The sequence below is a fragment of the Micromonospora sp. NPDC006766 genome (assembly GCF_040636055.1).
Taxonomy (GTDB): Bacteria; Actinomycetota; Actinomycetes; order Mycobacteriales; family Micromonosporaceae; genus Micromonospora.
The window spans coordinates 140,197-158,694 of the sequence record NZ_JBEYIX010000001.1 but is presented as its reverse complement, the minus strand read 5'-3'; the positions used below and the strand labels follow the sequence as shown (position 1 = coordinate 158,694).

General features: G+C 71.3%; 22 protein-coding genes. 13 read left to right on the top strand and 9 right to left on the bottom strand.

Annotation, left to right across the window (positions count from 1 at the left end; genetic code table 11):
• Positions 1-181: 181 nt before the first annotated feature.
• The 6 genes from iscB (at position 182) to ABZ671_RS00990 (ending at position 7,888) form a co-directional block, all read left to right on the top strand.
• A complete protein-coding gene (gene iscB, locus ABZ671_RS01015) occupies positions 182-1,480 on the top strand; it encodes an RNA-guided endonuclease IscB (protein ID WP_357849219.1) in 1,299 nt (432 codons plus the stop codon).
• On the top strand, positions 1,477-3,294 hold the full coding sequence (locus tag ABZ671_RS01010) for a hypothetical protein (RefSeq protein WP_357849217.1): 1,818 nt from the start codon (positions 1,477-1,479) through the stop codon (positions 3,292-3,294). The genes iscB and ABZ671_RS01010 overlap by 4 nt, the downstream gene beginning before the upstream one ends.
• A gap of 18 nt (positions 3,295-3,312) precedes the next feature.
• Positions 3,313-3,438, top strand: a complete 126-nt coding sequence (locus tag ABZ671_RS01005) for a hypothetical protein (RefSeq protein ID WP_357849214.1) — start codon at positions 3,313-3,315, stop codon at positions 3,436-3,438.
• Positions 3,435-3,692: a hypothetical protein gene (locus ABZ671_RS01000; RefSeq protein WP_357849211.1), complete on the top strand. Its 258-nt coding sequence runs from the start codon at positions 3,435-3,437 to the stop codon at positions 3,690-3,692. Before ABZ671_RS01005 ends, ABZ671_RS01000 begins: the two co-directional genes overlap by 4 nt.
• A 180-nt stretch (positions 3,693-3,872) precedes the next feature.
• Positions 3,873-5,666 (top strand): hypothetical protein, encoded by a 1,794-nt coding sequence (locus ABZ671_RS00995; RefSeq protein WP_357849208.1) that lies wholly within the window; start codon positions 3,873-3,875, stop codon positions 5,664-5,666.
• A 14-nt stretch (positions 5,667-5,680) separates the two neighbouring features.
• Entirely contained in the window at positions 5,681-7,888 is a 2,208-nt protein-coding gene (locus ABZ671_RS00990) for a hypothetical protein (RefSeq protein ID WP_357849205.1), read from the top strand.
• Here the strand turns inward: ABZ671_RS00990 and ABZ671_RS00985 are convergent.
• Entirely contained in the window at positions 7,881-8,156 is a 276-nt protein-coding gene (locus tag ABZ671_RS00985; protein WP_357849202.1) for a hypothetical protein, read from the bottom strand. The two genes, ABZ671_RS00990 and ABZ671_RS00985, sit on opposite strands and share 8 nt — an antisense overlap.
• A gap of 63 nt (positions 8,157-8,219) precedes the next feature.
• Between ABZ671_RS00985 and ABZ671_RS00980 the strand changes: the two genes are divergently transcribed.
• The 7 genes from ABZ671_RS00980 (at position 8,220) to ABZ671_RS00950 (ending at position 12,875) form a co-directional block, all read left to right on the top strand.
• Positions 8,220-8,966 (top strand): metal-dependent hydrolase, encoded by a 747-nt coding sequence (locus ABZ671_RS00980; RefSeq protein WP_357849199.1) that lies wholly within the window; start codon positions 8,220-8,222, stop codon positions 8,964-8,966.
• A gap of 42 nt (positions 8,967-9,008) precedes the next feature.
• Entirely contained in the window at positions 9,009-9,194 is a 186-nt protein-coding gene (locus tag ABZ671_RS00975) for a hypothetical protein (protein WP_357849196.1), read from the top strand.
• A complete protein-coding gene (locus ABZ671_RS00970) occupies positions 9,191-9,583 on the top strand; it encodes a hypothetical protein (protein WP_357849193.1) in 393 nt (130 codons plus the stop codon). Before ABZ671_RS00975 ends, ABZ671_RS00970 begins: the two co-directional genes overlap by 4 nt.
• Positions 9,584-9,976: 393 nt before the next feature.
• Positions 9,977-10,366 carry a hypothetical protein gene (locus ABZ671_RS00965; RefSeq protein ID WP_357849190.1) on the top strand — a complete coding sequence of 130 codons (390 nt, stop codon included), beginning with the start codon at positions 9,977-9,979 and terminating at the stop codon, positions 10,364-10,366.
• Between the two features lie 12 nt (positions 10,367-10,378).
• Positions 10,379-10,753 carry a hypothetical protein gene (locus ABZ671_RS00960; RefSeq protein ID WP_357849187.1) on the top strand — a complete coding sequence of 125 codons (375 nt, stop codon included), beginning with the start codon at positions 10,379-10,381 and terminating at the stop codon, positions 10,751-10,753.
• Positions 10,754-10,924: 171 nt separating this feature from the next.
• A complete protein-coding gene (locus tag ABZ671_RS00955) occupies positions 10,925-12,130 on the top strand; it encodes a helix-turn-helix transcriptional regulator (protein WP_357849184.1) in 1,206 nt (401 codons plus the stop codon).
• A gap of 451 nt (positions 12,131-12,581) precedes the next feature.
• On the top strand, positions 12,582-12,875 hold the full coding sequence (locus ABZ671_RS00950; RefSeq protein WP_357849181.1) for a hypothetical protein: 294 nt from the start codon (positions 12,582-12,584) through the stop codon (positions 12,873-12,875).
• 792 nt (positions 12,876-13,667) lie between these two features.
• On the opposite strand, the gene ABZ671_RS00945 is transcribed toward ABZ671_RS00950, so the two are convergent.
• The 8 genes from ABZ671_RS00945 to ABZ671_RS00910 all read right to left on the bottom strand — a co-directional run bounded on the left by ABZ671_RS00945 (position 13,668) and on the right by ABZ671_RS00910 (position 18,401).
• Positions 13,668-14,042: a hypothetical protein gene (locus tag ABZ671_RS00945; protein WP_357849177.1), complete on the bottom strand. Its 375-nt coding sequence runs from the start codon at positions 14,040-14,042 to the stop codon at positions 13,668-13,670.
• A gap of 41 nt (positions 14,043-14,083) precedes the next feature.
• A complete protein-coding gene (locus ABZ671_RS00940) occupies positions 14,084-14,902 on the bottom strand; it encodes a hypothetical protein (protein WP_357849174.1) in 819 nt (272 codons plus the stop codon).
• Positions 14,902-15,177, bottom strand: coding sequence for a hypothetical protein (locus ABZ671_RS00935; protein WP_357849171.1), 276 nt, complete (start codon positions 15,175-15,177; stop codon positions 14,902-14,904). Before ABZ671_RS00935 ends, ABZ671_RS00940 begins: the two co-directional genes overlap by 1 nt.
• Before the next feature lie 88 nt (positions 15,178-15,265).
• A complete protein-coding gene (locus ABZ671_RS00930; RefSeq protein ID WP_357849168.1) occupies positions 15,266-15,709 on the bottom strand; it encodes a hypothetical protein in 444 nt (147 codons plus the stop codon).
• 5 nt (positions 15,710-15,714) lie between these two features.
• The gene (locus ABZ671_RS00925) at positions 15,715-16,236 is read right to left on the bottom strand and encodes a hypothetical protein (protein ID WP_357849165.1); all 522 of its coding nucleotides are present in this window, start codon (positions 16,234-16,236) and stop codon (positions 15,715-15,717) included.
• Positions 16,233-16,535 (bottom strand): hypothetical protein, encoded by a 303-nt coding sequence (locus ABZ671_RS00920; protein ID WP_357849162.1) that lies wholly within the window; start codon positions 16,533-16,535, stop codon positions 16,233-16,235. The genes ABZ671_RS00925 and ABZ671_RS00920 overlap by 4 nt, the downstream gene beginning before the upstream one ends.
• 78 nt (positions 16,536-16,613) lie before the next feature.
• Entirely contained in the window at positions 16,614-17,768 is a 1,155-nt protein-coding gene (locus tag ABZ671_RS00915) for a hypothetical protein (protein ID WP_357849159.1), read from the bottom strand.
• A 66-nt stretch (positions 17,769-17,834) separates the two neighbouring features.
• Positions 17,835-18,401: a hypothetical protein gene (locus ABZ671_RS00910; protein WP_357849156.1), complete on the bottom strand. Its 567-nt coding sequence runs from the start codon at positions 18,399-18,401 to the stop codon at positions 17,835-17,837.
• Between the last annotated feature and the right edge of the window lie 97 nt (positions 18,402-18,498).

Below are 18,498 nucleotides of genomic sequence, written 5' to 3'. Positions count from 1 at the left end.
TCAGCCCCGGACCCTGGAATCCGCGTCAGCAGACACGGCCCCGAGAAGCCACGAAACGGGACACGGACGCCGCAAGGCAGCCGGTGCGCAACATGGGCGAGGGGAGACCGGCCTAGGCCGGCGTCACCCGGAACCCGCTTCGGCGGGAACCGGCGAGGGCCTTGCGGCCCACACCCATCCGGTGGTGTTCGTTGTCGACCGACACCACCGGCCGCTACAGCCCTGCACCCCGGCCCGTGCCCGGAAGCTGCTCGCCGCCGGCCGTGCGGTGGTACACCGGCACACCCCGTTCGTGATCCGACTCGGGGACCGTGAGGTAGCCGACTCGCAGGTGGACGGGGTTGAGCTCGGCATCGACCCGGGTTCGAAGTTCACCGGCATCGCCGTCTTCCGCGCCGACAACACGGTTCGGACCGGCCTGTTCGCGATCGAAGTCCGCCATCGGGGCGGGCAGATTCGTGACAGGCTCACCGCCCGCGCTGCGGCCCGCCGTGGCCGCCGGTCACGGAACCTGCGCTACCGCGCACCCCGCTTCATGAACCGCCGCAAGTCGGACGGGTGGTTAGCGCCGTCGTTACGGCACCGGGTCGACAACACCATGGCTTGGGTCGACCGGCTGCGCTGCTGGGCACCCGTTTGCAAGGTCCACGTTGAGCGGGTTGCGTTCGACCCCCAGGTCATGCAGAACCCGAACATCGCCGGGGTCGAGTACCAGCACGGCACCCTGCACGGGTACGAGGTCCGCGAGTATTTGCTGGCCAAGTGGGGACGCAAGTGCACCTACTGCGGCGTAGCCGGGGTGCCGCTGAACATCGACCACATTGTGCCGCGTGCCCGTGGCGGCTCGGACCGGGTGTCGAATCTGACCCTGGCCTGTGTCCCGTGTAACCAGGCAAAGGGCGCCACCCCGGTCGACGTCTTCCTTGCGGACCGGCCCGCTGTGCTGGCTCGGATCCGACGCCAAGCGAAACTGCCGCTGCGAGACGCCGCGGCCGTGTCGACAACCCGGCGGGCGCTGTGGCAAGCGCTGGCCGCCACCGGCCTGCCGGTTGAGGTAGCCACCGGTGGGCGCACCAAGTGGAACCGGCACCAGACCGGCGCACCAAAGACCCACACCCTCGACGCCCTACACGTCGGGAATCTCACCGCTGTGCGGTCCTGCCCGGGGCGGGTGCTGGTGGCCACCGCGACCGGACGCGGCCGGTACGCCCGCACATGCTACGACCGACACGGCTTCCCTCGGCTGCGGCTACCCCGAGTTAAAACCGTGCGCGGCTTCCAAACCGGCGACCTAGTACGCGCCGTCGTGCCAGCCGGCAAGAACAAGGGCCGGCACATTGGTCGGGTCGCTGTACGAACCACCGGACGCTTCAACATCCGCACCAGCCACGCCCTTGTACAGGGCATCAATCACCGGCACGTCCGGCTGCTGCAACGCGCCGACGGATGGGCCTACACCCGAGAGCAGGAGCGATCGTGACCGTGGTAGACGACCTCATGCCGGGTGGCGTGCCGGGTGAACCCGCACCCGCCGCCGGATGGAACCCGCTACCCGCGATCACCGGCGCACTCAACACCGTCCCCGGCTGGGCGTGGCTCACCACCGCCATCAGCCTGTTCATCGTCCTGGCCGTCATGCGGCACCGGCTCATGAAGGCGTACGAGGTCAACCCGCCGAAGACCGGGCAGAAACTCGGCGGCCTCTTCATTGCCGCCGTCGTACTCGCCGCTGCCCTGTGGGGCTGCATCCTCGCCGCGTCCGGCATCAACGTCCTCGGCTTCACCCGAGACACCGTCCACTGGCACGGCGGCCGGGAATGGCTGATCTTCGCCGCCCTCGACGGCACCGCCGTCGTCTTCGCCGTGCTCATGTTCACCGCAGCGCTGGTCGGCCGCCCTACCGGCCGCGCATTCCGAATCGTGGTGTCGTCCACCCTCATGTCGTCGGCTATGGGCTTCTGGCACGGCCTCGACGGGACCGCCGGCTCGATCGCCGCAGCCGTCATCCTTGGCTACCTCGCGCTCGTGTCCATGGGTGTCCTCCACGAACTGCTGGACCTGTTCCAGTCGACCACCGCCAAGCGCGCCCCCCGCGTTCGGCCGCCGTTCGGCCTCCGCTGGATCACATACCTCCCGAACACCGCGTGCGCATGGTTGGCGTGGGAGAACCACCCGCCCCGGCCGCTGCCCGCCGACGCCACCCCGGAGCAGGTCGCCTGGTGGGGGTCCGTGCGTCACGCCGTCGCGCACCTCGAAACGGTGCGCCGCGCCAAGCGGGTACGCCGCTACCAGGTCGACCGGCTTGCGGGCGGGGTACCGGCCGTCGGGTGGGCGCGGGTCAACCCGTGGCTGCGTGTCCGGCAGATCGACGCCACCCTTGTCGACCTGCGGGACACGTCGGCCGCCGAGCTGGCCCGGGTGCGGGAGCAGGCCGCCGTCCAGCTGGACCAGGTCCGCGCCGACGCGGCTGCCAAGCTCGACGCCGCCCGGGTCGAGCTGGACACAGTCGGCCGGCAGCTCGCCGAGACGGCCGCCCTGTTCGAGGCCGCCTCCGACGAGGCCGAGCGGGAGCGCGCCGCCCGGCAGGTCGCCGAGCAGCAGGCCACCGTAGCCGGACGGCAGGCCGCCGACCTGACCGCCACCCTTGGTCAGGTCCGCCTCGACGCCGCCCGGCAGGTGTCCGCCGCCGAGCAGGCCGCCGCGATGCTGCGGGAGCGGGCCGACCGGCTTGACGCCGACCTGACCGCTGCCCGCGAGCAGGCAGGCCAGGCCCGCGCCGAGATCACCGCCGCGCGGGAAGCCGCCGACCGGGCCGCCGCCGAGGCCGCCGAGGTTCGCCGCCGGCTGGCCGAGGCGACCGCCACCGCCGAGCAGCAGCGGGCCGACCTGACCGCCGCCATCACCCGGACCGCCGCCGAGCGGGACACCGCCATCGCGGCGGCCCGCACCGCCGCGAAAACCGCCGCCGCACCCGCCGCAATCAGCGGCGGCGGCGGCCGGGTGGCGGCCGGTCGCGGCGGCACCACGACCGACAGTCGTGGCGGTAGCCCGACCAGCCGGCGGCGGCCGACCGAACCGCCGTGGGACCCGGATCAGCTCGCCGCGTTCGCGGCGGTCGACGCCGGCCGCACCCAGGACGAAGCCGCCGCCGAGGCGGGGGTGGCCGCGCCCACGATCCGCCGGTGGCTCGCCCACCGCGCCAAGCACACCGCGCGCACGCTGCCGGCCGTCCCGATCTCTGACCCGAAGCAGCCGGCCCTGTCCGGCACCAACGGCACTGCACTGCACCACTGACCGAAGGAGGCACCACCCATGTCTGTCACCAGTAGGCCCACGCTCCGGCAGCGCATCGCCGGGGTGGGCTGGGAATTCGTCCTCGTCTCGGCGATCCTCACCGGGGCCATCACCGGCACCATCGCCAGGGAACTCGCCCGATGACCGGGGTAATGCTCGCCGCCGGGAAGGCGTCCGCGCACGCGCCCGGGATCAGCACCGGCGTCATCGCTGCGATCGGCCTGGTTGCCGTCGTCATCTGGTGGTGGCGTGCCCGTCCGTCCCTGCTCGGTGTCGCCCTGGCAATCCTGTTCGGTGTGCTGATCGCCAGGACGAACGGGCCCATCGCACATACCGCCGACTGGATCATCGACGCGTTCAGGACCGTTTTCGGCTGGCTCACCAGCCTGTTCCACTAGGAGGTAACTGTGAGTATCGGCAGCCTCTTGACGCGGTGGGCGTCAACCCCACTTGACGCGGGGGCTGAGGCGGACACCCAGCGCTCAACGGGGGGTGTTCCCTCTTCTGTCGACCCCTTGACGTCAACCCCTCTTGACGTGTCACCGAGCGTGACCGTTGCGGGGCCGGTTGGGGGTGCCGTGACCGGTCCGGCCGCCGCGCCGACGACAGTTCAGGCGGCCGGTACGCACACCGTCACGACCGGCCCGACCCCGGGCGGTCCCGAGCCGAAGGTGCGCGTCAAGCAGGTCCACCCCCTCGTCGCGAAAATCATGGCGAAGGTGTTGACGACGCACGTCCTCGTCACCACCGGCCTGATCCTGCTCGGCGGTCAGCTGTGGGTGCTGCTCACCTTCGGGCCGCTGACGGCGGTCGGGCTGAACCTGGCCCTGCTGGGGCTGCTGTTCGGGGCCGCGCTCGCCTGGCGGCGGGCCGGGAAGTCCATCCGCCGCCGGGCCGAGCGGCGGCGCGGTAAGGACGGCGGCCGGGCTGGCGGCTTGTTCGGCTGGCTGCGGCGGCGGCGCGACGGCGGGCCGGCGGGCACCAACACCACCGGTGGCGGGGCTGACGGCGGTGCCGGTGGCGGTGCCGGTGCCGGTGCTGGTGGCCGTGGCGGGTTGCTCGGTCGCCTGCGGCGGCGGGCCCGTGGCGGCGACCATGGCGGACCAGCCGGCGGTACCGGCGGCACCGGTGGCGGCGACGGCGGCGGCGACGGTGGCGGTCGTGGCGGTGCTCACCGCGCCCCACACGGCGGGCTGCGCGGCCTGCTCAGCGGACTGCGTAACCGGCTCGGCGGCGGCCGAGGCCCCGGCGGCGGGCAGGGCAGCGGCGGGTCCGCCACCGGTACGACCAGCGGCGGCAGCCCTGCCGGTGGCGGCGGCGGGCGGGGGTCGGACGGCGGCCGGTTCCGGCTGCGGGTTCCGGCGTTCCTGCGCCGCCCCGGCAGCGGAGGCGGTGGAGGCGGCAGCAACGACGGCGGCGGCGGTACGGGCGGCGGCGGTGACTCATCGACCAGCCGACGCAAAACCCGCCGGGGCAGCCGGGGAGGCAGCGGACGCGGCAGCCAGCAGAACACCACCGCGGCCAACAGCGGCGGCACCGGCGGCGGGCAGGAGAAGCGGCCCGGGTTCATGCGCCGCGCCGGCCGCGACTTTTTGGACGGCTTCCACGACCGCCGCAACCGCGGCACCGACGACGACACCGACCACGACGCGGGCCGCCAGCCCGGCCCCGCCGCACCCGCACCCGCACCGGCCCGGAACGCCAACACCCGCAAGCCCGACCCGACGAACCCCGCCCGCCCGCCGGGCACCCCGGGCGCACGCCCGGCAGCCACCCCGGGCGCACGCCCACCCGCCACCGCAGGCGCCCGCCCGACCGCAGCCCCAGGCACACCCCCGCCCGCCAGCCACAACCACAACCGGCCGAGCAGCGGCCGGCAAGAAGACCACCCACCCCACCGGCGCGAGCAACGCCCCGAACCAGCCAAGGCCACGCCCCCGACCGGGGGCCAACAAGGAAGGAACCACAGCATGAGCGACTACAGCGACATCAGCCTCCAGGCATGGGGAACTGGCCTGTCCCCCCTCGGAGAGGTCATCCGAGAGGTGGTCACCGGCATGAATCAGAAGGGCGATCACCTCGCGGCAGTCGAACGAACTCTGGACAACCTCTACAACGTGGGAGAGAACGATCTGCCCGCCGACAAGGCCGTAGTCGCCGCCGTGGATGCCATCAGGTCCAGGGTCAAGAAGGCGCGCAGCGACTACGAGCAGGTGGTGGCGGAACTTGTGGCGGCGGCCTCGGAGGGGGACACAGTGGGACCCATGTTTGACGGCCGACACTCGGACGATCGGGACCGCGCCGCTGGCCTCCGTGGCGGGGTGCACCGGGAAAAGCGCGCCGACGTCGCCTACAACGAGCAGTACAGCTGAGGCACCCGATGACGATGACAGTTGAGAGGCGGCAGGTCGTACCGGAGCGGGTGCTGATCCGTCACGGCGGTGCCCGGTGGGTGATCGCCTGGACGGTCATCGTGCTCCTCGCGGCATACCTGCTATGGAAGGGTGCCGAGTCGGGGGCGATCGGGTGGGCGTGGACGCTTCCGCTGGGCGCCGGCCTCCTCTCCGCTGTCCTCGCCGCCCTGGCCAGCGTGATGGGCGAACGGGGCAGGGCCGCCGTGCACCGGGCGGTAGCCGCGGTGCTCGGCGGCGTCTGGACGTCGTACATCACCGCCGCCGGCTGGTCGTGGACCGCCGTCATCCTCCTCGGGGCCGGTGCTGCTGCTGTCGCCGTGTTCGAGCGGTGGCTGGCACCAGCCGAGTGGATCGTCCGGGGCCTGCCGCAGCAACAGGCCGCCCCGGCTGTCCCGCCTGCCCCCACATCCCGTGAGGCGTGGTGGGCTGATGTGCTGCGCCGCGCACTCAAACGACCGGTGACTGTCCTGCGGGTCAAGCCGTGGGACGTGCCGGAGGACGGCGAGTGGGTCTACGCCGAAATCCCCGATGACTTGGACTTCAACCGCTTCGACACCGGCAGCGGAACCATCGCTGAAAAGGCGAAGCTCCCGCTAGGTTGCACGGTGCGGGCGAAGCCGGGATCGCATCAGGGCATCGTGGTCCTGGAAGTGATGTTGCGGGACTGCCTCACCGAGTACCGGGAGGCGCGCGAGGACACCACTCCCTCGTCGATCAACGAGGACATCGAGCTGTCCCGGCTACCGCAGGGCGGCTACGTCACCGCGAACCTGCGGGAAAAGTCGATGCTGGTCGGTGGGATGACCGGCGCTGGTAAGACGACGTTCCTTCACCGCGTGATCATGCGGATGGCCCGGTGGGTCAACGCCCTGGTCTGGGTGATCGACTTCAACGGCGGCGGCGTCGGCTGGCCGTGGGTGGAGATGTGGGCGAAGGGCCTCGCCGTCAAGCCGGTGGTCGACTGGGTCGCCGACGACGAATACGAGGCGGCCGTCATGGTCGCGGTGTTCCGGGCCGTCATGAAAGACCGCAAGGTCAGCCCGGAAGCACGGCGGAGGAAGAAGGCCGCCAACAGCAGCGTCCTGCCCGTCGACAAAGACCTGCCGGCGATCATCCTCATCACTGATGAGGGCGCAGAGGTCGCCCAGGCCGCGACGCTCATCGGCGTTTTGGTGAAGATGGGCATCACGAAAGCGGCGCAGATCGGCCGCGCCGAAGGCGGCCGGGTCGTCATGTCGGTCCTGCGAGGCACCTCGGACCTACTCGACCGCGCATTGAAGACCGCGATGGCGGTGATGGTGTGCCTGCGCATGGCGCTGCCAGAGGAGTACGGGCACGTTCTCGGCGCGGAACCCCGCTGCAAGGGGCCCATGCCCAACGGCAGGATGTACGTGAACTTCCCCGAGGCGGGGGAAGGGCCGGTGATCACCCAGACCGACAATGTCACCCCCAAAATGATCGAGGCGCATTCGATCGCCACCGCGCACCTGCGCCCCGACTTGGACGAGCGCGGGCAGAAGGTCGCCGCCCGGGTGACCGTGCGGGATGTGCTCGGCGGTAAGGACCCCCGCGACCACGCCGACATCGCCCGCCACCCGGTGATGCGGGACGTGGAGGAAGGCCGCGCCTATGCCGGCCGCTGGGATCGGGCCGCCCGCCAGCTCGCCGAGCTGCGCGGGGAAGAGGTCGACTTCGACGACGACGAGGTGGAGCGGGAGCATGTCCCCGACCAGCCGACCGTAGCCGCGCCGGGAACACATCTGGAGAAGTGGCTTCTTGACACGCGGAAGTTCGACCGCAGTCGGGAGCCGGAGCCGGCTATGGCCGCCGCCGGCCACGCCCCGGCCCCGGTGGTGCCGGCGCAGCGTCAACGGGAGGTCGGCCCCCTGGACGTGTTCACCCCCACCCCCCGCCCTGCCACGCCGGGCACGGACCTGGTGCCGGTGGCCACCACTGACGGCACGCAGACCACCGCCAAGGAGCTGATCCTGATGGTGCTGCGGCAGGCAGGCGACGAGTGGCTGACCGACGCGGAGATCCGCCGCCGGATCGCCGAGGAAACGGGCGTTGATGTGACACGGTCGCGCAGCGGCCAAATCCTGGCGACGCTACGCGACCGCGGCGAGGTGGAACGGGACGACTCGGGGCAGCGCGGCCCCTACTACCGGCTGATCAGATGAGCTGGCCGGTGCGGCGCATGAGGGCGGCGAGCGCCGACCCGGGCTCCGGCACGAACGTCGGCCGGTCAGCCTCGGCGGCAGGGCGGCGGGGCACGGGGACACCGGCGCGCATCTGGGCGCGTTCGGCCGCCGCCAGCGTGCCAGCGTCGACAGCGGCGGCCACCTCATCGGGTGTGGCGCCGCTGTCGGTGGCCTCGGTGACGGCAGCCGTCAACCGTTCCAGCCACCGCTGGCGGTCCTGGTCGCGGTCCCACGTCACTGTCGTCATGGGTGGAGTGTGGCAGATAGGTGCGACTTTCCGCATCATGTTCCTTCCGTCCGGTGTGTCGGTGTGCTAGGCCGCACGCACGCGGTCAGCGGGGCGGCCGGCTGGCTGGCCGGCTGCGCTGGGCTCGCTGCAGCTGGTTGCCCGCCGTCGGGGTACGCGGTGGCGGTGGGCGCGGTCGTCGCGGCCGGCACGGCTCTCATCCCCGACATTGATCATCCGGAGTCGACGATCGCCCACACCCTCGGCCCGGTCACCCAGGTCACCGCCGAGGGGGTGCAGGCCTTGTCGGGGTGGCTGCTCGGCCGATCATGCCGGCATTGCGCGGCCCGCCCGCCCCGAGGCGGCCACCGCGGCCTGACCCACACGGGCGTGTTCGCGGTGCTGGTGGGTGTGCTGGCCGGCGTGGCCGGGTGGCTGGCCGGACCAGCCGGCGGGCTCACCGTCGTGTGGATCGGCACGGGTTTAGCGGTCCGGGCGGTACTGCCCTACCGGCAACGCCGCCGGCACGTCGCCTTCGCGGTCACCGTGCTGGTCACGGCAGCCGCAGCGGCGTTCGCCCCCGCCCCGGTGTCGTGGTGGTGGGTTGGTGTGCCCGCCGGGTGGGGCACCCTCGCCCACACATTGGGGGACGGGTGCACCCTGTCTGGTGTGCCGCTCGCCTGGCCCTGGTACGTGCGGGGCTGCCGGTGGACCCACCTCGGGATACCTCACGCGCTGCGGTTCAGCACCGGCCACACCAGCGAGCGGGTGGTGTGGTGGGGGCTGGTGGTGTGCGGGCTCGCCTGCGCCGGCTACCTAGCCGCCGGCTGATAGGCCACCCGCGCGGCCCGGTCCGGGGGTATCCTGCCGGGTATGGCCGATCAGCGACCCGACACCGAGACGACCGGCGACGACATCCTCGCCGCCGCCGGCATCGTCGTCACCCCGGAGGGCATCGAACGCGCCCGGGAACGGCTGCGCGCGGCCCGTGAGCGGTGGACCCCGGAGTTGGACGCCGCCCTGCGTACCCAGCTCGGTCTGCCGGCTCGCGCCGCGTGACCGACGACGAACCGGCCGTCAAAGTCGTCCTCGACACCTCTGCGGTCCTCGCGTTCACGCGCGGATCGGTTGCCGTGGGTGAGATCATCGCCGAGGTCGCCGACGAGCCTGGCTGTGTTGTCGGTCTGCCTGTCCTGTGCCTGGCCGAAGCGAAGCGGGTGACCGCCGATCCGGACCGGCTGGACCTGCTCGTCAACCACCCGATCACGGTGGTCATCGCACCCGACCCGGGATCGTGGCGTGCTCTCGCGGTCACTTGCGATACCGTCGGCCGGTTCGACGCGGCCTCCGCCGTCCTCGCGGCGATTGACCTCGGGGTGGACGTGCTCACCGGGCAGCCCGGCTTGTATGCGGGGCTTGCTGGCGGCGGTCCGGTTCTCGCGTTCTGACCCCCGAAGACGACGGAGCCCCCGGCCCTGATGGGTCGGGGGTGCGTTGTCCGTGCTGCGCAAACGTCGCGCGACCTGCATCGTCACAACGGAGCCCGACCCGTTGGGTCGGGGGTGGTGCACCCCCGCATTGGCGGGGACAAGCTGTGCCCGGTCACGCACCGGGTGCTCAGCGATGGGTCACCCCCACGTGTGTGGGGAAGGTGTGGCCAAACTTGGGCCACTGGTTCACCCCCGCGTCGGCGGGGATGGGTGTGACGGTAGCGGTTTGCGGCTGGAAGGGTCAACGAGGTCGGCCGGTGTCGTCAAATACCTGTCAGAGAGAGACCCGATGACGCGACTTTTGCGCCTCTCGTGTAGACGGATCTACACGAGTCGTGTAGGCTCGTCTACATGAGCGAGCGTTACTACCGAGTCCAGACCGCCGCCCGCGACGTCAACGAACTGCTCGACCCCGGCTACCAGTTCTCCCACGCCTACAACGGCAACACCGCACTCACCCGCGAGGGCGTGTCGGTCTGCGCCGACCTGGACGACCTCGCCGAGTACCTGATGAGCGGCATGGCCGGCGCACTGAACGTCCGCGACGGCGGCTGGGTCATCGTCGAGGTCGAGGCAGACGAGATCGCCGACGCCCGCCCGGTCGACGGGGAGTACGAGCTGCTAGTCCGGCCGACCGCGATCATCTCGGTCACCCCGGTCGGAGACGACTTCCTCGCCCTGCTCGACGAGAAGGAAGCCTTCCTCGCGAGCTTCCTTGACACCCCCGCCTTCGACGACTGACAGGAGAGCACCATGCAGAGCGACGAGCTGATGGCCTGGCTGGGCCCGGCCGCCGACGAGCTGACCGCCGAGCAGATCGAGCGGGTGGCCGCCGAGGTCGCGCCGATCGCCGAGATGTACCCCCACCCCGACCAGCAGGACCAGCGCGACGCGGCCCTATACGCCGTCGTGCAATACCTGCTCGGGGAGACGACGCCGGAAGAGGCGGGGCGGGCGCTGATCGACGCACGAAGCCGGGAACGCGAGGCGTTCGCTGCCGCGACGTGGATGGCGGTGATGCTGGTGCGGGACAACCCGCCGAAGGGTCGGCGGGGGTACAAGAAGCAGGCGGCTGAGCGGGCCGGCATCGACCGGATGAGTCTGCTGAAGGCCCTCGGGGAACGGTGACCGTGGGGCACGGAGACGAGCTGGCCGTGATCCAGCGGCGGCTGGATACGAGGGCACGTCGGCGCGGGGCGGATTCGACCCGTGGGACACCGACGACGACCCGGGGGACCCCCTTGCTCGTTGACGTTACCGGCGTACCGTCGAAGACAACACCTCGCGCGGGAGGTACCCATGGACCCAGACACCGACCCCATGCCGCCCGGCCGGCGGATCAAAATGTACCGACGGCGGCGCGGCCTCACCCAAGACGCCGCCGCCGCGCTCATCGGTAAGAGCGTCGGCTGCTGGCGCAAATGGGAGTCCGGCGAACGGTCACCCGGCAGCCTGGCCGACTGGCTGGAAATCGCCCGCGTCCTCGGCGTCCGCGACCTCGAACGGCTCACCGGCCTGCCCATGGGCCTACTCCCCGATGATCCAGCCGAACACGAGTCGGTGCCGGCGCTGCGGGCGGCGATGCTCGCCTACCGCCCCACCGTCGACCCGCCCGACGCGGCCGAGCTGCGTACCGCCGTCCACCTGGCCTGGGCCACCTGGCACCAGTCCCCACACCGGTACACGCACACCGCCCCGGTCCTTCCCGGGCTGATCCACGCGGCGCGAGCCGCGGTCGCCGGCCTGGACGGGCAGGAACGGCGCGAAGCCCAACGGGCGACGGCCGACCTGTACCTGCTGGTGAGGTCCTATGCGAAGCGGGTGGGCGCCAACGACCTGGCGGCCATCGCCGCCGACCGCGCCCTGACCGCCGCCTACGAGACGGACGATCCGGCGTACCGGGCGTCGGCCGCGTGGAATTTGGGGCAGGTGTTGTCGAATCGGGGGCACGCGGAGCAGGCCATCGACGTGTGCACCGAGGCCATCGCCGACATCACCAGCGGCGGCCTGCCCGGCGACCCGGTGGTCCTGTCCACGCTCGGTGGTTTGCACCTGCTCACGGCTATCCAGCACGCCCGGCTACGGGATGAGCGGCGGGCCCGGGACATGCTCGACGCCGCCGACCGGATCGCCGCCCGCACGGGGGACACCACCCACCATTGGCTGTTCTTCGGCCCCACCAACACCGCGATTCACCGGACGGCTGCCGCGTTGGAGCTGTCCCGGCACGGGGAAACCATCCGGGTAGGCGAACGGGTCGACGTCACCGCGTCTCCGTCCGTGGAGCGCAGGCACTCCCACTACACGCATCTGGCCCGCGCCTACGCGTCCCGGCGGGAAGACCTGGCCGCGATCACGATGCTGCTGCGCGCGGACCGGGACGTGCCGGAGGAGTCCCGCCTGAATCTGCTGATGCGCTCGATCGTGCGGGAGTTGCTGACCCGGGAGACGCCGACGACCCGCGCGGATCTGCGGCTGCTCGCCGGCCGGGTCGGGATCGCCTAACCCCCTTCCGGCCGACTACCCCACCCCGGGGTACTGCCCCGGGGTGGGGCACTCGCATCGCGCCCGCCTCGTTACGGTCCGTATGCGGATGCCCGGCTTTGCCGGTGCGGGCCCCCCGTCCCGCATCGACGGCCGAGCAGCCCGTAGCGGGCGGCGGCGGTGAGTTTCCGTTTCCAGCGATGTGAGCGACACCGCCGCCGCCCACCCCCGCCCCGGCCGGGGCGCGGGTCGTCTGGTGGAGGGGGAACGCGGTGTGGCCATTCCGACGGCGACGCAAGGCGGAGCCGGGACCGCAGATCGACCAGACCGGACCGGCAACCGCGTACCCCCATCGCGGTGGCGCCTGCCCGCCCGAGCAGACCGAAACCAGCGACCCCAGTTGGGGTGGCCCGCCGCCGATTCCCACGGTGGCCCCGATCATCACCCCCGGCCAGCTCGACCGGGACCAGTAGTGGCCACCCGGGAGGAACGCCTGTCGGCTGCTGCGGCCCGCGCCTACAAGTCGCTCGAAACCCGGATCGGCGACGACCACCTGCCGTCCCCCGGACTGTGGTGGTGCCGTGGGTGCGGGCAGGACGTTGAGTGGCCATGCGCGGCTGCCCGCGCGAGTTTGGTCAAGGCGTACTCCGGTGACCGGCCCGGTCTGCTGTTCTACCTCGACCTGCTGTATGCGCGGGCTTTGGTTGATTTGCCGCCGCAGCCGAAGGGGCAGTTGCGCGCCCGGATCGTCGGATGGGCACGGTGACGGGGCGTGGCTGATCGGGTTTTTCCGGTGTCCCCACCCGAGGTGAGGTCAATGCGGCCGGGGGAGTCGGGCCGGTGCATGGGCTGCGCGATGCCTGAGGTTGGTGGTCGGCACCGTTGTATAGGGGATCGGGAGTTGAAGCCGTACGGCGGTAAATGCGTTTGCGTGGAGCCGGGTTGCGGGCCGGACGGCGGGAGTGCGGCCACGGTAGCGACGCCGGTGCCCAGGAAGAAGCGGCGGCGGCCTACCGCCTGACGAGTCGGGCGATTCGGGCGAGTGTGTGGCATAGGCGGTCGCGCCTCGACATGACGAAAGCGGCCCGCCCTCCCGTAGGAGAGCGGGCCGTCCGGCTGCTCGTTGCCCCGCAGCAGGGCACCGGACCCACCGCCGGCACGGTTTGGGCGCTCACGCGCCCCGGGTTGGCGCGGGCCGGCACGGGAGCCCTGGTGCGCCGTGGCCCCACCCCATGCCGGGCCTCGGTGATTCATTTGGGAGCTAGCGCGGGTGGCCCTTCGCTGTCCTCCGGCCGGCGGCGCTTCTCGGCATCGCACCCGCACGATCAGGGTACCAACGGTCGTGGACTTCGAGCACTGGCGGACCCTCGCCGCCCGGCACCGCCGCTGCGACGACGAACCCCGACGCTGCGCCGACTGCGCGCCGACGCCGAGCTACGGGCCGAGCCGACGCCTTGAACAACGCGAAGAAGTGCCCCACCCCCGGTCGGGGGTGGGGCACTTCGGTTTGGTGCCGCTCCCTGGGGAGGAAGCAGCGGCACCAGCTCAGGCGGGCCGGCTAGACCAGCCGGCTCGGCGGCACGGCCGGGTCTCTGACCGGCCCGGATGTGATGGCGGCCCGCTGCACGCTGGTGTCCCGCAGCAAACCGAAGTAGCCGACCACCGCCACACCGAACGTGACGAGGGTGGCGTAGGCGGCCCCGGCGAAGTTGAACCCGACGTGGGTGTTGACTGCGGCGAGCCACGCTTCCAGGAACGTCTTCACGGCCGAGACGGCGAGCAGCACCAGGCCCTTCGACCCGGCGGACCAGGACCGGCGCATGAACAGCGCGGCCACGAGGGGCAGCACGAACGTCAGGATGATGGACAGGACACCGGCCAGGCTCGGGGTGAGCAGGTAGGTGGGCAGTTCGGGCATGTCGACGGAGCCCATGGGCTCACTCCTTCGGATGATGGGCGGGTTGGTGAGGCAGGTCAGAGGGCCTGCATGTCCCGCCACGCCTGCGCCTCGGGTGAGGTGGGGGACAGGACGAACTGCGGGAAGACGGAGCTGTTGAAGTAGGCGACCGCTTCGAGGTCGTCCTGCCGGCGCAGCCAGCCGATGTGCTCGCGGATCGCCTGCGCCCGGCCGGCGCCGCTCGTGTCGCCGGTGGTGCGGACAAGCCCGTATTCGGGCACCAGCAGCCGGATACCGGGGAACGCGGCCCGCACCTTCGCGAACGCGGTCCCGAACATGCGGGCCGCCGGCCAGTAGCTTCCGGTGTCCTGCGAGTAGCAGTCGATGCCGTAGTGGGTCATGCCCGGGTACGCCCAGTCGGCCGGGTTGCCTTTGCCCTCGTCCAGCCAGTAGCGGGTGACGATCGGCCCGTGCCCGAGCACCCACCTGCGGTTGGGGTGGGCGGCGATGGCCTGCCCCATGCGGGTCGCGATGGCCCGGTAGGTGGCCGGGTCCACTTTGCCCATTGGCTCGTGATACCAGGTCAGGTAGACCGGCCGGTCGAGGCCTTTCAGCCAGGCGGGGAGCTGGTCGGTGTCGCCTTTCCAGGAGACGTGCATGATCGCGCCGCGCGGCAGGGGCACCCACTTGCCGGCCCCGAGCGCGGTCAGCGTCGTCGGCGACCCGAAGTCGCGGCTGTAGGTGATCCCCGAGTAGTCCTTGACTGCGGTTGCCCACTCGGCCCCGTTGGGGGCGTCCATGCCCACCAGCAGCGGCAGGATGATCCGCGCGGCGGCGGTTGCGGTGTGCCCGGCCTGGTTGCTGACCCGGGCGGTCAGGGTGACCGGGCGGCCCATCAGACCGGGACGACCGTGAATTGGCCGGGTGCCGCCGGGTCTGCGACGATCTTGACTGCCGGATCGTCCGTGGTGAGTTCGTAGGTGAGCGGGCCGCTGCCGACGGTGAGGACGGTGACGGCGGTCGCCTCATGCCCGGCCGGGTCTTTGACCCGGCCGGTGAGGGTGACGACCCGGGCGTCCGGGTCGACCGCGTCGATCGTGACCTGCGCGGCCTGGCCTCGCTGCACCGTGTCCGGGTAGGCGGTGACGGATCGGATGATGGGCACGGACATGTGGGTCTCTCTCTGATTCAAGGGAGCCGGCCAAGCCCTGAATGGTTGGCCGGGGCTTCAGGGTTTGCCGTCTGTGGCGGCGCAGCAGCTAATCGAGGCTGACCGGCGGCGGATCCGGCCAATCCGGGCTGGCCATGCGCAACTGCGCCACCGCATCCCGGTCCCACGTCTCATGCGCGGCGAACGCGGACCGCAACGCCCGCTGCTGCTCCTCGTTCGTGGCGACCCGCTCCGTCAACCCTTTGATCTCGCCCTGCATACCCGCGACCAGCCGCTCATAGTGAGCGCGTTGCTGGTCGAGCATCCCCCGCACCTCGGCGATAAGCTCCCGCGCCGTAGCCACCTCAATCGACGTGGTTTCCGCCGTCGATTTGCGGACTGCGGCAGCGTCTGTCGACCGGGATTGGCGGCGCACCAGCCATGTGCCGACGCCTCCTATCAGTGTGGCGATGACGGTGGCTAGGGGGACGGCGATGACGGCGGCGTCGCTCCACGGGCCGGCGATGGTGATCACCCGGACGGCGATGTGCATCCACGTCACCGGGGCCGTCGCATCCGCCACAGGGTCCGCAAATGCACGGCCATGATCACCGCCAGGTGGGCGTACACCCCCGCCGGGTAGGCGGGCGGACGCGGGCCGGGCGGGGACCCGTCGGCCAGCCACAGCAGCACCGCGCCGCCGAACGACCCGGCGATGATCACATACCAGGCCAGTAGCAGTCCCAACCCGACCATCTCGGCGGACCGGTGCCGGAACCAGGTGGCGACGCCCAGGATCACACCGCCCACGCCGAGCAGTACCGCGAGACTGTACGGGGCGGCAGGAATGTGCCGAATGATCGTCCACGACGGGCCCTGCATACCCGCCTGGCCGATGCTCGCGAACAGGGGGGCGACGACCGCCGCGGCGGCGGCGTGCAGGTGCAGCAGCGACAGCCGGTTGTGCTCCGACCGTCGCATGGCCGTGCCCGCCGCCGTGAGGTGAGCGTCGAGCGCGTCCAGGGTTGCGGCGAACTGGTCGAGCGCGTTGAGGCCGGCGGCCGGTCCCGGCCCGGTCACGGGTTGCTCCCGCTCGTCCCCTCCCCGCGCCGCAGCCGGGACGCTGCCCGCAGCAGACGCCAAAACGCGATCACGAACGCGACCATCATGACCGCGTGACCGGCGCGTAGCAGCGTCCACCACATTGAGCAGGCGTGACTTCCGAAGTCCACTGTTGCCGCTACGTGTGTTGCTCCCCCGGACAGCAGGAACAGCACGCCAAGCCTGTTGACCGGCTTGGTTAGGTGCAGGTACGGCAGTACGAGCAGTGGGATCGCCCAGTAGGAGGCGGCGATCAGCAGGTGGGAGGTGATCGTCACCGGGATAAGCCATTGGTGGGTGCACATCACGCCCCCGGGGGTCTCGGTTGGTTCAGTTACGGCGCGTTGGACGCCGCGTCAGGTCTGCTGCCGGGTGGTGAGGGCGGTCAGCCGCTCACCGATGAGCCGCACCACCTCGTCGGCGGCCAGCTCCCCGCGTTGGGCGGCGCGCACCAGCTCGGCCAGGTCGTCGACCCGGGCGCCGACCGCCCGGATCTCGGCGAGGAGCTGGTCCGCGCCGGCCCCGCCGGTGACCGCCCGCAGGATCGCCTCGTCGCGCAGCCGGGAGGCGGCCTGACCCTCCTGAAGGTCGTGCACCCGGTTCCAGATATCGCCGAGACCGAAGCTGTATTTGACGGTCGGGTTGGTCTTCGCGTCGCTCCTCCACGGCGGGTTGACCAGCGCCGACGGGTCCTTGGCGTCGTCCGGGTCGTAGCGCCATACGGCCTGCGCGATCTCTTTGGCGGTGGGCATGTCGTTCTCCTTCTGAGGTGGGCCGGTGAGTGGCCCGGCGGGCGGTCCGGCGACCGGTCCGGTGAGCAGCGCCCGCAATTGCGCGAGGCTGCCCCGGAATGCGTTGACGTCGGTCTGCTTCGACGCGCCGGGGCAGTTGATGTTGGAGCCGTACTGCCAGATCGACGGGGTGACACCGCCGTACGCGGCCCAGCCCGGCCCGCTGTCCCCGCCCCGGGCCGAGTACACCCCGGATGGGGAGCTGGCCGGGTTGGTGCCGTAGTTGCTGGCCACCAGGGGGCCGCGCAGCCCCCGCAAGTCGGGCTTGCCGAGATGCCCGGACCAGATCCACTGCGGCAGATAGACGGCCAACACCCGCTTGTCGACCGCGTGCCAGCGGTCCACGAACCGGCGCACGTCATCCCAGCGCGGCCACAGCCCGTTCGCGACCAGCTCCGGGTACCGCTCGACGTCGAGCATCGCCCACACCGCGCCGGCACCGTCGAGGGCGCGGCGCAGGTAGTCGACCTGCCGGTTGGTGGAGGCCTGATCGCCCTTGATCAGGTTGTGGTAGCCGCCGATCGTGTCGAACCCTGCCGCCTTCGCGCCACGCGCCATCTCGGCGGCGTGCGGGCTGGCCGGGTTGAAACCGTTCGGGTCGCCGTAGGTGACCCGCAGACACAGCACCGGCGAGGTGGCCTTGCGGATGGCCGCCCAGTCCAGCTCGCCCTTCGCACGCCCCCAGTCGTGGTGGGACAGGTCCGCGTACAGCGTCGTCATGGATCTTTTCTCCTCACTAGACCGGGACGTCCCCGGCGCGGACTCGAAGCGCGGACGGCAAGGCGGTCAGGTCACATCCACGCCGAGACCGATGTAGTCGGCGGCAGGCCCGACCGCCTCCAAAAGCAGGTAACGCGGCGACGTCGCGCCCGCGAACACATAGCAGGTACCCGTGGACGCGGACACGACCAGCGCAACATCCGTGGTGAGGTCCGTGCCGGCCGACCGCAGCAGGATCAGAGAGCCGCTGACCATCGCCCCGTTGCCGGGGTTCGCGCCGGTGCAGGTGACACGCCCGTACTCGCCCCAGTCCGCGCCGGACGCGTTGCTTTTACGCAGCCGGAAATGGACCTGCGCGTTGGTGGTGCCGTACACCATGCCCCGCACGGACGCCCGGTACGCCCACCCGGCTTTGAAAACCATGCCGGACAAGGTCAGCGATGCCACGTCGGCGGTGCCGATGTTCGTCTGCGTCGTGACGCTGTACGCCCGCCGCGACTGTGGCGGCTTGGCCGCGTCGATGCGTTTGATCTGCGCCTCAACGTCCTCGGCGAGGTTGCGGCCCAGCAGCGGCCCGTTGGGCGGGTCGGTGACGTCCTGGTAGCGCAGCCCATAGGTGGGTGTGGTGCCCAACGGTTTCCTCCGTTTTGGTACGGGTCCGATACGCTCGCCGGATGCAAACCGACACGGAACGTAATGCGAAAGGGGCTGTGGGTTCGGGTGCGGTGGG

Excerpts from the sequence above, each read along its gene's own strand:
- ABZ671_RS00935 (WP_357849171.1), bottom strand. The coding sequence starts at position 15,177 with ATGTCCGTGCCCATCATCCGATCCGTCACCGCCTACCCGGACACGGTG.
- ABZ671_RS01000 (WP_357849211.1), top strand. The coding sequence starts at position 3,435 with ATGACCGGGGTAATGCTCGCCGCCGGGAAGGCGTCCGCGCACGCGCCC.
- ABZ671_RS00945 (WP_357849177.1), bottom strand. The coding sequence starts at position 14,042 with ATGGGCTCCGTCGACATGCCCGAACTGCCCACCTACCTGCTCACCCCG.
- ABZ671_RS00955 (WP_357849184.1), top strand. The coding sequence starts at position 10,925 with ATGGACCCAGACACCGACCCCATGCCGCCCGGCCGGCGGATCAAAATG.
- ABZ671_RS00985 (WP_357849202.1), bottom strand. The coding sequence starts at position 8,156 with ATGACGACAGTGACGTGGGACCGCGACCAGGACCGCCAGCGGTGGCTG.
- ABZ671_RS00940 (WP_357849174.1), bottom strand. The coding sequence starts at position 14,902 with ATGGGCCGCCCGGTCACCCTGACCGCCCGGGTCAGCAACCAGGCCGGG.
- ABZ671_RS00990 (WP_357849205.1), top strand. The coding sequence starts at position 5,681 with ATGACAGTTGAGAGGCGGCAGGTCGTACCGGAGCGGGTGCTGATCCGT.
- ABZ671_RS00960 (WP_357849187.1), top strand. The coding sequence starts at position 10,379 with ATGCAGAGCGACGAGCTGATGGCCTGGCTGGGCCCGGCCGCCGACGAG.
- ABZ671_RS00975 (WP_357849196.1), top strand. The coding sequence starts at position 9,009 with ATGGCCGATCAGCGACCCGACACCGAGACGACCGGCGACGACATCCTC.
- ABZ671_RS00965 (WP_357849190.1), top strand. The coding sequence starts at position 9,977 with ATGAGCGAGCGTTACTACCGAGTCCAGACCGCCGCCCGCGACGTCAAC.
- ABZ671_RS00930 (WP_357849168.1), bottom strand. The coding sequence starts at position 15,709 with ATGCACATCGCCGTCCGGGTGATCACCATCGCCGGCCCGTGGAGCGAC.
- ABZ671_RS01005 (WP_357849214.1), top strand. The coding sequence starts at position 3,313 with ATGTCTGTCACCAGTAGGCCCACGCTCCGGCAGCGCATCGCCGGGGTG.
- ABZ671_RS00915 (WP_357849159.1), bottom strand. The coding sequence starts at position 17,768 with ATGACGACGCTGTACGCGGACCTGTCCCACCACGACTGGGGGCGTGCG.